The organism is Alteromonas ulvae, from assembly GCF_048987005.1.
Taxonomy (GTDB): domain Bacteria; phylum Pseudomonadota; class Gammaproteobacteria; order Enterobacterales; family Alteromonadaceae; genus Alteromonas.
The window spans coordinates 2,067,379-2,081,818 of the sequence record NZ_CP185261.1 but is presented as its reverse complement, the minus strand read 5'-3'; the positions used below and the strand labels follow the sequence as shown (position 1 = coordinate 2,081,818).

Annotated in this window: 12 protein-coding genes; 1 reads left to right on the top strand and 11 read right to left on the bottom strand. The window is 41.2% G+C overall.

Translation table 11 applies throughout. From position 1 onward, the window contains the following. Positions 1-409: 409 nt before the first annotated feature. Positions 410-1,411 carry a hypothetical protein gene (locus ACOJR9_RS09090; protein ID WP_032094225.1) on the top strand — a complete coding sequence of 334 codons (1,002 nt, stop codon included), beginning with the start codon at positions 410-412 and terminating at the stop codon, positions 1,409-1,411. A gap of 175 nt (positions 1,412-1,586) precedes the next feature. On the opposite strand, the gene ACOJR9_RS09085 is transcribed toward ACOJR9_RS09090, so the two are convergent. The 11 genes from ACOJR9_RS09085 to ACOJR9_RS09035 form a co-directional block, all read right to left on the bottom strand. Next, the gene (locus tag ACOJR9_RS09085) at positions 1,587-2,657 is read right to left on the bottom strand and encodes a hypothetical protein (protein ID WP_420935937.1); all 1,071 of its coding nucleotides are present in this window, start codon (positions 2,655-2,657) and stop codon (positions 1,587-1,589) included. 507 nt (positions 2,658-3,164) lie between these two features. Beyond that, positions 3,165-3,512, bottom strand: a complete 348-nt coding sequence (locus ACOJR9_RS09080) for a cupredoxin domain-containing protein (RefSeq protein ID WP_052009990.1) — start codon at positions 3,510-3,512, stop codon at positions 3,165-3,167. A 164-nt stretch (positions 3,513-3,676) separates the two neighbouring features. Beyond that, positions 3,677-4,030: a hypothetical protein gene (locus ACOJR9_RS09075; protein ID WP_032094227.1), complete on the bottom strand. Its 354-nt coding sequence runs from the start codon at positions 4,028-4,030 to the stop codon at positions 3,677-3,679. Positions 4,031-4,124: 94 nt separating this feature from the next. Further along, the gene (locus ACOJR9_RS09070) at positions 4,125-4,439 is read right to left on the bottom strand and encodes a hypothetical protein (RefSeq protein WP_235207747.1); all 315 of its coding nucleotides are present in this window, start codon (positions 4,437-4,439) and stop codon (positions 4,125-4,127) included. A gap of 375 nt (positions 4,440-4,814) precedes the next feature. Beyond that, positions 4,815-5,297: a YybH family protein gene (locus ACOJR9_RS09065; protein WP_032094229.1), complete on the bottom strand. Its 483-nt coding sequence runs from the start codon at positions 5,295-5,297 to the stop codon at positions 4,815-4,817. Between the two features lie 46 nt (positions 5,298-5,343). Next, positions 5,344-6,270, bottom strand: a complete 927-nt coding sequence (locus ACOJR9_RS09060) for a copper resistance D family protein (protein ID WP_032094230.1) — start codon at positions 6,268-6,270, stop codon at positions 5,344-5,346. Positions 6,271-6,298: 28 nt separating this feature from the next. After that, positions 6,299-6,721: a copper resistance CopC family protein gene (locus ACOJR9_RS09055; protein WP_032094231.1), complete on the bottom strand. Its 423-nt coding sequence runs from the start codon at positions 6,719-6,721 to the stop codon at positions 6,299-6,301. A gap of 182 nt (positions 6,722-6,903) precedes the next feature. Continuing rightward, on the bottom strand, positions 6,904-10,041 hold the full coding sequence (locus tag ACOJR9_RS09050; RefSeq protein ID WP_032094232.1) for an efflux RND transporter permease subunit: 3,138 nt from the start codon (positions 10,039-10,041) through the stop codon (positions 6,904-6,906). Then, positions 10,038-11,870: an efflux RND transporter periplasmic adaptor subunit gene (locus tag ACOJR9_RS09045; protein WP_032094233.1), complete on the bottom strand. Its 1,833-nt coding sequence runs from the start codon at positions 11,868-11,870 to the stop codon at positions 10,038-10,040. The genes ACOJR9_RS09050 and ACOJR9_RS09045 overlap by 4 nt, the downstream gene beginning before the upstream one ends. Next, complete coding sequence (locus ACOJR9_RS09040; protein WP_032094234.1) at positions 11,867-13,228, bottom strand: TolC family protein; 1,362 nt, start codon at positions 13,226-13,228, stop codon at positions 11,867-11,869. The genes ACOJR9_RS09045 and ACOJR9_RS09040 overlap by 4 nt, the downstream gene beginning before the upstream one ends. After that, positions 13,228-13,752: a DUF411 domain-containing protein gene (locus ACOJR9_RS09035; protein ID WP_052009992.1), complete on the bottom strand. Its 525-nt coding sequence runs from the start codon at positions 13,750-13,752 to the stop codon at positions 13,228-13,230. Before ACOJR9_RS09035 ends, ACOJR9_RS09040 begins: the two co-directional genes overlap by 1 nt. Positions 13,753-14,440 lie beyond the last annotated feature (688 nt).

Here is a 14,440-nt window from a genome sequence, read left to right as displayed (position 1 = left end):
ATTAAATTACCACTGACTACGCACAACTTTTTGCGCTTCGAGATAAATATTGATAAGTGAAGATTCACAAAAATGTATCATACTTTGTGGACGTTTCGACTGGCTGGATTGCCCAAGATAGCGGACGGATCTGTTTAGATGAATTTAATCCCTTCAGAGCGATAAACAGACATCAGATGGTCAGCTCGGGAGAATAGACCCCTAAAGACAAATATTAGAAATTCAGATTTGAAAATTCGGGGCTGGCCACACTTCGTAAAGCAGAAGCTCTAGACTCAATCAGATTTGGCCTGATGAGGCGTAAATTTCTTGATTAAAGTTAATTATGCACAAAATATAGGATCTGTAATTGCGATTGTTGATATTGCCCCAACTGTATTAGTAATCCGAATTGTAGGTGAAAAATAGTTTGAATAGTAATATTGAACATTTGGAAAAAACTCTTCCAGAGGACTTGACCATTTCACTCAGGCAGTTTGAGAGTGAAGAGTTTGCAAAAAAATTTGGAGAAACTTGCATATATATTTTGAGCGAGCTCTCCAAACGTTTCAACTTGTCTAATTTGGACGGAGTAACGATTGCTTATGATTATTCGAGTGAGGTCGCGGCAATAGATCGAGGTTCTAATGGTTTTGGTGAATTAAAACCAAGCACAGGTGATGTAGAAGGAATCGCAATGGCTCCCGCAGTTATGCGAGACGGTAAAATCAAATCTCATCTTATATTAAATGCTAATTATCTAGTTCCTATGCTAGATTTTAACGGAGAGCATATAGAAAAAGGTATAAACGTAATCGCACACGAGTGTGCGCATGTAGAATCAAATCACGCATTTTACGAGTGCTTTCCAGAATATTCATACGGTAAGATAATTCATAGCGTAACCGAATATCTAAGAATACTTGCTGGTCAGGCATCTTGGGATGAGTATTTTGCAACAAAGCTTTCCGCCACGATCGGAGACAGTGATCCAAAAGCTTTTCAAGAGACTTTTTTGCGTGTTCTAGATACATCCGAAAAGTCCATCTACTCAGTTCTTATTGACTACCAGCACCATCATGATGTAACTAAAGGTATCGAAGAAGTGGGAAACGCAGTTATTGAATTAATGAAGTTTGCTTCATATATGATTGGTGACTGCATAGGTAGAAAAGAAAGCCCTTCAGAAATACCAAATGTAAGAGCAGCATTGGATAAAAGCTGGTTCACACCTTATTTTTTCGAGTTGGTTAACTCTCTTAACGCACTTGATGAAGACTATCCTAATTGGCCTTCGTTTGAACCTTTCGAACGAGTTATGAGGCTTTACGATAGCGTTTTAGCCCACTATGGTGTAGTTGTTGAAAGTAGCGATTCAGATTCACCTTACGTTCATTTTTATAAAATGCCATTTTATGATGACTACTTTTAACAATACGTTTAATTTTTTAACTGACCGAGAAAAGAATGCTGAACGTCATTCCATTGATAACATATTAAGCTCAAACAAACCTGAGTCCTCTATAGGCAAACAATGGACATTAAACGCCTTAATAATCGACATCCGGTATGGCTGTCCTGCGTCGTACAAGCTATTGATTGACTTATTAAGCATAAATTCCCGGATATACCAAATTAATTGCTTCACGCACATCATCTGTATAGTTGTCTTCCACAGAATCTAGATACCTGTGAAACTCATCCCAGTTTCCTACAGAAAATATCTTTGTATCATAAGGTTCTAAAAGCATTGATTCAGGGTTCTCGCACCATTGCTTCATGGCCCTGTCTATAAAAATTGCATCGCTGTAAGGACCGAAAACAGAAATGCACTCAGAATCATAGAATAGTCCAGCCAGTTTCCGGCGTGCATTGATGGGGTTAGTGTATGCTCCGTTCTTGACCATCTTTCGTAAAACCGCAAAGATTCCACACGAAACCTTTATATTTGGAATGCTTGTAAAATAATGCGATGAAAAAAATGCGCTTATTCTTCTTAATCGCTCATCAATTTTCATGGTTGTTCTATCACAATGAAGTAGCGATTCTACGTACATCGTGTCCACTGGGGCATCCATATAACTCATCAGGTTTCCAGTTCCAACATTGGCAACCATCTGCAAATACTGATTAAGCAAAGATATCCCGTATCCTCTGGCCTCCATACTTACATCTTCTTCGAAGGAAGTTGTCAGTTTTGCCCAGTCCGGGAACAGATTTACCAGACCTTCGATTGCAGCAGCCTTTCCTTGTCGCATAGCCTCTAAGTCTCCCAAGTAGGGACGTAAATCGATCCAAATATAATCATCCCATCCATGGATTTCATCGCGAAATGCATCGCGCTCTTCGATAGGTTGAATAATTTCTGAATTGGACCTAAATGCGTCAAATAATCGATGCATTTGTTCCAGCTTGATCTCGTAGGCTTCTCTAAATTTATAGCCGCGTGCAGTTTGCTTTATGAATTTATAGAGGTTTTCTTGTTGCTCGTGTCTCCACAAGTGCGTTTCGTCTGTATGAACGGATGAATATGGACATACAACTAATTGCCTAGCAGCCATGTCTTTTATGCGATTGGCCGCATCTATAAATGATCGCTCTTGATCCCTAAAAGCATGAGACAGAAAAAACTGATCAAGATAAATTATCTTTTTTCGAATATCTGGGAGAGGGAACATTGTCCGTTCTCCACAACTATTACACCCTCTATTTAGGATGTTTCTACTGACATTGACGTTCCCATACTTTCCTGTAACACCGCACTTGGGGCATGGTTCATCAAGATATCTGGATATCAGCACGCTTTTTTCCTTGTGAGCTTAACAACTTAATATCGAACCCATGGGTCATTTATATAATTTGTTGGTTTTAATATATTAACTGCCGTGTTGCCAAAGATATATTTTTAATCATTAATTAATTTTTTAAGAAGATAAAACGATCATAGGAACGTTTTTTTGAATATAGGAGTAAGTCATTGAAACGTCTGTTTTACGCACTTTGTAGTCTATCAGTCATCTTTGACTGGCATCAATAGACAAGGATCAGGCTTTCCAAAGGCAGGCTCCAAACTGCTGTTTCAGATAAGAGAAGAGCCGCCGGTCGGAGTATATCAATAATCAAAAAGTAGTATGATACTCTTTTGTAAAGCATGACACTTTCGGTGTTTGTCAGCCTACACCGAGCTACACTATTGTAAGCTTCCCAGAATACACATTCATCGCGCTATAAAACTCATACTCGCCTGGCGGATAAGCAGAAAAGTTCACCGATACTTGTTTATTAAGTTTGAGTCTTATCGATAATCCTAGCTCCGGAAAAAGTAGGTATTCAGAGCATAAATTTGAATCCGTTCTCAGAAAAACAATTTGATTAGCTTTACGAGCTTTCAATTTAACCCTTGCGGGTTGATAGTGTAAGTCTTTTACCTCGACTAAGATGCTGTCGTGTCGATGTCGCTTTTTAATGTACTCGCGAAAACTTAGTATTAGTAGTAAACATATTAAAAACAATGCGCCGCTAATCCATGGCATTTTAGAATCCTTTTATACAGTTCGCTGAACAGCTACTTTTTGATTATAAAGAAATGCTCGTTCGAGCGATATTTAAGTTAGCTGGTACGTCTTGATTAATCAGGAGAGCGAATGAAAAAATAGGGCAGCAATTGCTACCCTTTATTGGTTTGAGCAATGTTTAATTATTTATCGAACTCCACCATATCATGTTGGTATATTTCTCCTGTGACCACACTAGCGCTTGCAAAGTGTTCATCCTGCTTTTCTCCGAGCCTCACTTTTCCCACAAACTCACGAGAATAGCCAGTTTCACCCTCATTTATAACAAGCTTATCCATTACCGTTCTGTAAACGTTAAATACATCGCCTGTTTCGAGGCTTTCTGTGTTTGCAACGCAAATAAGAAGAGTGTTGTCACCTTTAACACTAGCAACTTGGCCGCTCATTACATAATCATGGTATAAACTGTTGGCACAACCGCTTAGAAGCGCAGTTGCGATTAATATCAGTGTCGCTAATTTAAGTGTTTTATTCATTTCAAATTCCCTTAATACGTTTATCCTTAGCTCAAAACGCAACTACCTTGCTATTAAGCGGCGCAAACCAGCATGCATATTAGTTGCTTGATATCTATTTGTGTTCATGCACCTTTTTGGATTTTTCTACGGTATGCTCCATCATTTTTTCCATCATCTGAAGGCGCTTTTCCATCATGGACATTTTCATTTCAGCAGACATTTCCTTGCCATGCATCATGCTTGAATCACCTTTAGAGTGATGCATCGTGCCCATCATGTCTTGCATGCTTTTAGCATGCTCATTGAGCATTTGTTCTCGTTTCGCTGGGTCGTTTTCTTGTTTTATTTTCTCTAAGGCACTGTTCATTTTTGTAATGTGTTCATTCATCTTTTCTATCGATGCATCATCCATCATATTCATCGGCATATGCGATTTATCGCTGTGTTGATGCGCACTGGTGATACTTAATGGGGAAAACATCAAAAGTGAGGAAAAAGCGATTATAAGTAGGTTTTCATATTCAATTTCCTTGTTGTTGAGTTAATGATTTCTGTCTTTCGATGCAAACAAAATCTGCTTATTGCATCAAATTTTGAAATGTAACTGTAATTCAAAATAAACGTTGTTTCACGGCAGAAGCATTACAATTTAATTACCTTTTGGTAATCAAACTTTGTGTAGTAATTAACTTGCAGGAGCGTTAAGCGGACTAGCATGAAAATGCGAAAGGTGGAAAAAAATTTGGCAATAAGATAAACGCTGCCGCCCCATTAATAACAAGAAGTCGACAGCGCGGTGTTTTTAATTAGACCAATGAATATGCGTGATTTTCCAATCATCATTCAACTTTTCTAAACCTATGGTTTCGTTCCCAATATGGTTTACTTCTTTTCCTTTGTATTGCCCTTTCACCAAGCTTCTCGACAAAGATATTGCATATGTGCCGTTTTCTTTTACATGATGCTCTATAAGCTCAATTTGCATTTGTGACAAATACTTCATATCAGAGAGCATATGATGACTTGCATACTCTTGGGCGCTTCGCTCCACACCCTTTCCTTCAAAAATTAAAACATCATCTGCCAAAAGGCTTGCAGCTAAGTCGCCATTCCCTGTTTCTAAAGCTTTATGAAATTTAAGCACTAACGTCGCTGCATCAGAATCTGTTCCGCTAAAGTACTGTGATTCTTCGTTGTGTTTCTCATCTCCATGAGCACTAACTACTGCACTAAATGACAATAGAAATGCAAAAACAGTCAAGGGTCTTAAAGCAGTCATTTTCATAAACATTTTCCTTTTCTTATTTTGGCGAAAACGCCGATTATTTATGTTAAAGGTTCGGGCTCAGCGCAGTAGTTAACAGCGCTGTAAGAGACAAAATGAAAAGCCCAATAATGAACTCAAATTTGATTGATTTGAGTAATTTAAAGCGCACATTTTGATCCTTAGGTAGCCTAGGTACCCAAAAAAGCTTATGCCCAGCTGCTAACGTGAGCATTAGAGCAACTGCAAAAAGTTTGGATAAAAAGGCAAGTCCATATTCAGTGAATATAAGGGTCGATGGGGAAGACAGTAGCTGTATCAACATTACTACACCAACTGTGACTAAGATAAACACCAACACTATGGCAATGTTACCGTAACGTTTCATGACGAAAGCTAATTCGGAGTGATTGAGTAATCTACAAGCAGTAATCAGTGGGTATAACGAGCCTACCCATGTCAAACCAATGAGGGAATGGATAAAAATTTGAATTTCGCCCAACGTGACAAACTGACTAGCATGTCCGGTCAGGGAAAAAGTAAACGCTAGCGGCAATGAAAACATTGCGGTGCTTGTTAGCAGTAGCTTGGATGACACTAAACTCTGGTCACGTTTGAGTTTTTGTAATAGAAACCACGTAAGCAACGCGAACAAAACAAAGATAGCGCTACGAATTGCGGCAATAGTTCCTACCTGTGAGTGCCACATCATCTCCACCATGAAAGGAGAAAACATACCCGCTAATCCTTTCTCCGCCATATAGCCAGTCTGAAGAAAAAAACCAGCGACACTAGCAAAAAAGCCAACAACTGAAAGGCGAACAGAATAGTTTAAGGTAACCAGTTGCCAGCTTTTATGAGCCTTGAATGCTACGCGCTGCTTGCTGCCTTTTAAAAGTAACAAAGTAGCGCTAGAGCCCATAACACCCATCATACCTAAATAGACTAGGAATTTGCCTAACACTAAAAATGCGGTCCACCATTCTGGCAACATATCGATTTACCTATTTAACTCTTAATAACTAATGAGTCATACCTGAATGATCCATCGAAGTATTTTTCATGTCTTTGTGCTTCATTCCTTTCATTTTTTTGCTCACATGCACCATAAATGAAAGCTGTCCCTTCATTTTATGACCGTCATCTCCCATAATGGTCCATGAGACTACGTAAGTATCCACAGCAAGCAAAGGTAAGCTGAAACTATAGTTTTTGTTTGCGTCCATCGAAGGTTCAAAGCCAACATCCACAAGCTCACCTTTTTTACTTTTAACCTTTAAGTCAACAAGACGCACATCATCTGCAAAATTGAGATCCAGGTTGTCTGGACTTTCCATCAACATAGCATTGTCTTTCGGCATTGATGAGGCCAACGATGTATGAGCATATGCTTGTATGCTTAAGCTCAGACTTAAAACGAAAAGTGCGATGATTATTGATTTCATATTATTTCCTTAATAGATAGTTTGTTTAAATAATGTAGTTGTTCTTGTTTGTTGTCGTAAAAAGTGAATCGTTGGTGATAGGCCGAATGTCACGGACGCATAGTCGCGGGCGAAAAAGTTCGCCACGCTACTACATGTCAATAGTCCTCTTATGAAATGTCGTTCCTTGCTTGAAGCTAGCATCAGAAAGTATCCAGCAAGTGTTGAATTTGCCTTCTCTTCCACAGAAAATAAATTGCGGGTAAAACCAACAAGGTCAGTAGTAAAGCGCTAACCATGCCACCAACCATCGGAGCAGCAATACGACTCATGACTTCAGACCCAGTGCCTGAGCCGTAAAGTACGGGTAATAAGCCAAATATTATGGTCGCTGTGGTCATCATAACCGGTCGGACACGTAATCCAGAGCCATGAATAACCGCTTCAGTTAACATGTTTATGGTGGGTTTGACGCCCTCAGATTTACATTTTTCGATTAAGGCTTGATACTCCTGATTTAAGTAAACAAGCATAATTACGCCAATTTCTACGGCAACACCTGCAAGTGCAATGAAGCCGACGCCGACGGCAACTGAAAAGTTAAAACCCTCTATGTACATCAGCCAGATACTTCCCACCATAGACAGTGGTAAAGTCCCCATAATGATCGCTACTTCGATGAAGTTGCGAAAATTGAGATACAGTAGAATAACGATGATAGCTATGGTCAAAGGAACCACATAGGTTAATTTCTCTTTAGCCCGCAACATATACTCATATTGTCCAGACCACTTCACCGAATAACCTGCCGGTAAGACTAATTGCTCGCTCACTGCTTTTTGGGCTGAAACCACATAGGAACCAATATCTACACCATCGATATCCACATACACCCAGCCATTAAGCCGTGCATTTTCACTTTTAATACCTGGAGGACCATCTTCAATATACACATCCGCCACATCGGCCAAAGCAATTCGTTTACCCTGTGGTGTAACGATAGGTAATAAAGATAAGGACTCAGGCGATGAACGATAAGACTGAGGATAACGAACATTTACAGGGTAACGCTCTAAACCTTCAACACTCTGAGTCACATTCATCCCGCCGATAGCACTTGAGACAACTTGTTGGACGTCAGCGATGTTTAGACCATATCGTGCTGCCTTTTCGCGCTGAATATCTACTTTGACATAACGTCCTCCTGCGACACGCTCAGAATAAACAGAAGCAGTGCCGTTAACATCGGAAAGTATGGTTTCAATTTGCTGTCCGATTTTCTGAATTTCCTTGAGATCAGGGCCACCAATTTTAATACCAACGGGCGTCTTTATACCTGTTGCCAACATGTCAATTCTAGTCTTAATTGGCATTACCCAAGCATTCGTTAGGCCCGGCAATTTGACCACTGAGTCAAACTCCTTTATTAAATCATCAGTTGTTAAGCCTTCTCGCCACTCCTCTTTAGGTTTTAATTGAATGAAGGTTTCTATCATCGTTAAAGGAGCCGGATCGGTTGCGGTATCAGCGCGACCTACTTTCCCAAACACGGTTTCGACTTCTGGGACCGTTTTGATCAGCTTATTGGTTTGTTGCAACAACTCTCGGGCTTTGCCAATCGATATACCCGCATAGGTTGTTGGCATGTACATCAAATCCCCCTCATCCAAAGGTGGGATAAACTCGCTGCCAATCTTGTTCACAGGCCACAAACCTATCGCTAGTACTAAAGCCGCAGCTAACATCGTTACCTTAGGGAAACGCAGAACAGTTCTAAGCGTCGGCATGTACAAAAAAGTTAAGAAACGATTGACTGGATTTTTGCTTTCAGCAAGTATTTTACCGCGCACAAAATATCCCATAAGAACGGGCACAAGCGTAATTGCAAGAGCTGCTGAGGCTGCCATTGCATAGGTTTTGGTAAAAGCAAGCGGTGAAAACATGCGCCCCTCTTGTGCCTCAAGCGTAAACACAGGCACAAAACTGACTGTTATAATTAGAAGACTGAAAAACAATGCAGGGCCCACCTCAGATGCTGAATCCACAACTATTTGCCATCTATTCTCTTTGGTTAAGGGGGTGCGCTCCATGTGTTTATGCATATTCTCAATCATCACAATCGCCCCGTCGCTCATCGCACCAATAGCAATAGCAATTCCACCCAATGACATGATGTTGGCATTAATACCTTGCATGTACATCACGATAATTGCTGTGATAATCCCTACTGGAATACTAATGATCGCAACAAGTGACGAACGTACATGAAACAAGAATGCAATACACACCAGTGCAACGACGATAAACTCTTCCACTAATTTCGATGCAAGGTTGTCTACCGCTCTTTCTATTAGTGCAGAGCGATCGTAAACCGTGACAATTTCGACCCCATCGGGTAAGCCTTTTTTAAGGTCTTCAAGTTTTGCTTTGACGCCGTCAATCGTTTTTTGCGCATTTTCACCAAAGCGCATAACAACGACACCGCCAACGGTTTCCCCTTCACCGTTTAACTCAGCTACCCCCCTTCGCATCTGTGGACCAAGACGAACATCAGCAATGTCTTTTACCAAAAGCGGCGTTCCATTTTCGTTTACACCCAAAGGAATGAGCTCAATATCCCTTTTACTCTCTATGTAACCTGTGGCACGGACCATGTATTCAGCTTCAGCCATTTCGATGACCGATGCGCCTACTTCCTGATTTCCGCGCTTAATCGCCGTTTGAATGTGAGAAAGCGGAATGCCATATGCTCGCAACTTCTCCGGATCGACCTGCACTTGATATTGCTTTACCATGCCTCCAATAACTGAAACTTCAGAAACGCCTGGCACCGTTTGAAGCTCATACTTAAGGAACCAATCCTGTAAGCTTCGTAGTTGGCTGATATCGTTTTGTCCCGTTTTATCAACAAGTGCATAGAGATAAACCCAACCCACGCCGGTAGCATCTGGCCCCAATTGTGGTCTTGCGTTTTCGGGTAGATTAGGAGCAACTTGCGATAAATATTCAAGCACTCGACTACGCGCCCAGTACAAGTCGGTGTCGTCATCAAAGATGATATAGACATAAGAATCGCCAAAAAACGAATATCCTCTCACTGTTTGTGCCCCGGGCACTGACAGCATTGCGGTAGTCAAAGGATAGGTAACTTGATCTTCTACCACTTGAGGCGCTTGTCCTGGATAACTAGTTTTTATAATTACCTGTACGTCCGACAAATCGGGTAATGCATCAACCGGCGTGTTTTTAATGGCAAACAACCCACCACCCACGAGAATAAGCGTAGCCAGTAGAACAAAAAATCGGTTATTGACCGACCATCTAATTATGGCAGCTATCATTGATGAGCTCCTTGATGGTCTGAATGATTAGAATGATCCATGTCTTGGGTATCGTTCATGTCTGTCATCGAGCCCATGATGTGGACAGTTGCCACTTCAAAACTTCCAGAGTCGGTTTTGACAATTTCCATGTGCAGTGACATACCGGCTTTCAATTCTTCAATAGCAACGCTATCGGCAACATCGAAATCCATTGTCATACTCGGCCATTCCCACTCATCAATAGGACCGTGATCAACGTTGATTTTTCTGCTCTCCATCATCACGTTATTTATGGTTGCCTCTGTCCAAACCGACATAATAGGCTCTTCCATACTGTGCATTGCGTCATGACCTGAATCAGTGCTCTCCTCAGAGCTATCCATGTCATTCATCGAATCCATGATATGAACGGTGGTTACTTCGAAACTTCCAGAGTCAGTTTTAGTGATTTCCATATGAAGTGACATGCCGGCTTTCAACTCATTAATGTCGACGCTTTCGGCAACGGTGAAATCCATTGTCATGCTCGGCCATTCCCACTCTTCAATAGCGCCATGATCAACATTTATCATTCTATGATCTGTCATCACACTGTTTACGGTCGCCTCGGTATATACCGACTGCGCAGTCGCTTCAGGCTCCTCCATCCTTTTGAAATCAGAACTAATGCTGCTTTCTGAATCGAGTAAGAATTGTGCTGACGTAACGATTTTGTCGTTGAGTCTCAAGCCTGATAAGATCTCTGTATATTCATCAACTACCTGTCCTACTTCTACTGACACCGACTTAAACTTACCGTCTCCAAGTGCTAAAACCACTCTATCTTGGCTACCAGTTCTAATTACCGCCTCAGAGGGCACGAGTAAATTCTCACCTGTTAAATCGGAATGGATCGTTACCTGAGCGAACATGTTAGGTTTTAGTGCATAATCATCATTGGTAAATCTCAGTCTGACTTTAAGCGTCCTAGTCGTTTCATCTAGGGTTGGATAGATATAATCAACCTCTCCTGTCCACTCTTTACCTGGGAGATATTCTAAAGTCATAGTCACAGGCAAACCCTCTTGAATTTGAGCAGACTGTCGCTCAAACACCTCAGCATCGACCCAAACTTTATCCAAGGCACCAATTGATAAAATTGTCAGTCCTGGCTTTACGTAAAACCCTTGACGCACATTCAAGTTATCAACAAAGCCAGTTTGGGGTGCATAGAAGGTTATTGTTTGCTGAACTTTACCAGTTGAGATAAGCGATTGAATCTCAGATTCTGGCATTTGCAGCGCTTTTAACCTTGTTTTTGAAGCCTCTATCAGCTCCTTATTTGAGCGTTTTAAGGCAATAAGATATTCTTCTTGAGCATTTACAAGTTCGGGAGAATAAAGCGCGTATAGTGGCTCGCCCTTTTTGACATATTCGCCCGCTGCTTTTACGTATAGCTCATCTATCCAACCCTCTACCCTTGGGTGAATATGAACGAGTGTGTCCTCATTATATTGGATATAACCTACTGTTTTTATAGGTACGTGCAAAGACCGCTTTTCCACTTTAGCAGTACGCACACCTAGATTGTTCACTACAGTTGGCGAAATCTTCACCGTACCTGGGCTATCGCCAGCGCCTTGTTCATCTTCGTAAACAGGTACTAAATCCATGCCCATAGGGGACTTCCCAGGCTCATCTCTCCTATAGTTTGGATCCATTGGCGCAACCCAATACAAAGGCTGCTTTTCTCCAGCATCCGCCGCACTATCATGTGAGTCATTTGAGCTTGGTAATATTGAGTAGGTAAGAGCTGTCATTACAGCGCCTGCTATCACGCCTATAGCGATTGCGTTAACAGTTTTCATTGGTTTGCTCCAAATTCAGATACAGCTTTAAGACTCTGCTCAGAAAAAAAGTAATTTAGTTGAATGTTTGTTTTAAGTAGTTCGACTTCGATTTCTAATGCGTCAATACGAGCATTTAGATCAGCAATCCTAGCTCTCACAACTTCAGCAAAATCACCGTCATCATTGGTATAAGCTGTTAACGAGGCTTCGGCTTGTTCGCTTGATTGCTGGAGAATATTCGTGCGATATAAGGTCTGTCTCTCCAACAGCCGTTCTCTTGCTGCAAAAATGGATTGCATTTGAGCAAGCATGCCTCTAAGCACTAATCGTTTTTCAGTTTTAATTGCTTCTGATTCGTTAACGGCGGCGCTTACTTCTTTATCTTGTTTATTTTCTGTAAACAAAGGGAGGTCAAAGCTAACGCCGATTGAAAGAAAATCTGCTCGGCTTCTGTCCATTTGGTCATCTGCTCGATATGCATAACTGGCATTTACTCCCCATTGCGGCTTGTATTGTTGTTTCGCTAGTTTAATGCCAGTCTGACTAGACTTTATTCGGCTTTCAACAGCTCTTATTAGAGGATGCGAGATGAGTATATTTGCCAACATTTGTTGATTATTAGCTTTTAATATCTTGTAGTAGGCGTTCTCTATTCCTTCAATTTCTGGCAACGTTTTTGGTAGTTCAAGAGAGGCAACATTTACCGAGTTATTGAACGCGCCTGAATCGCCGCCGGTCAACCATTCTAAAAGTTCGGCCGAGGCTCTTTCTTTTTGAGAAGATAGCTTTGTGAGTCTGTCTTCAAGTCGCGCTAGTTCCAACTGCGCTCGGATAATATCTTGTTGCCTGACTTTACCGACGGCAGAGGAGTAATTCGCTTCTGCAATTTCACTGAGTTGTTCAAACAAAGATCTGTCTTTCTCAATTAGCGAAATGCTTTGCTGCGCTAGATAAACGTCTAACCACTTCATAGAAACGGCAACTTGTGTTTTGGCTATTCTGTCCAATCGCATAAATGGATGCTGCGTTGCCAATTCTTCGAGTTGCTTGCGTCTAATACTCAAGCTTTCTCCACGAGGAAACATCTGTGAAATGCCAGCTTTAATTTGAGTCATAGGCTCTTGGTCGAATGCGAAACCATCAGTAGGGACGTTTGCCAACCCTAATGACACAACTGGATCAGGCAAAGTATCTGCGGCGATACTTGAAGAAATAGTTGCGTTTTCCCGATATTGGCTACCTTCCAACCACGGGTCCTTTTGAATAGCTTGGGCAACAGCCTGCTGCAAAGTAAGGGGGGTCTTTTGTTCTGCTGATATTTGACTACTTGTTGTAACAAGCAAAATTAGGCATGCAAGGCCTTTAAAAGCACTCATCAGAATTGCTCCTCATACGAATTCACCTCTGCAAAAACCTCTGCTGTACCGTCATCTTTGAGCAATAACACTTGATATGGTCTGAATTGATCGCCGTTCTCCATTCCTGGACTGCCAACAGGCATACCCGGCACCGAGAGGCCGATTGTGCCTTGCGGAACATTATCTAAGTATTTAACAATAAATTTGACGGGTATATGACCTTCGAAAACATACCCTTCAGTTGACACCGATGTATGGCAGGAGCGGTACATTGGCTCGATTCCGAGATCTTGTTTTTTAGTAGTGAGAAAAACAATATCATCTACATCGGTTTGGATGCCTTGAGATTCAGCATGATCAATCCATCCCTGACAACATCCACACGACTCGCGTTTAAAAACGTCCAACTTTAAACTTGGCTCAATATCTTGGGAATTGGTCTTGTTTTGTTCAGTAGTAATTGATTCATTTGTGCATGCAACGACGATAGTCACTGAAATAAGCAGCACTAATTTAGTAAAAAGCAATTTTATTGGCTTCATTTGATTTCTCTTTCTAACAATTTAAATGTCGGCCACAGCCTTCATTGGGCGGCGTTCGATATTGGAATTTTGACGAGCTTCGCCAAATTTTTGGAGTTAGGCTAAAGAGCGTTTTGGGGGACGTTGCAAGCGACCAAGGACAGCATCATCTGCATCCGTGATAAAAGTGTTGGGCTTAAGGGATTTGAAGTCGATTGGAGTTAAAATGTCAAAATTCACGAGCATCGCGATGGACACGATGCCTAGTGGACAAGCACACCCGTCGCCACAGCAATCCGCGTCCATCTGACTCGTCTCATGGCTATTTTGTGATGAATTATGGTCGTTATCCATAAGGTGTTGCTCATGCATATCGTTTTGCATGTCGCAGCCAGGGCTGGACATCGCAAACGAATCTGCAACTTGAGTGCTTAAAAATATTATAAGCAAAACAGTTTTAATGCATTTACTGACCAAACCGACCCTTAATGAATAATCTAATACGACTTTACTATTCTTGAAATACCTTTGATAAGGTATTCTAAATATAGTTCCAGTTGAAGAGTATAGTTAAGCAACATGGCAGTGCGATTACCTGCTCATTACAATGTTGTAATCTAGTCAGAGCAATCGTTGGTTATTTTTATGCATTGGAATATATTGCTTGTGAGTGAGGTACGTTTTGTTGGCCCGAGTTGCAACATCCAAT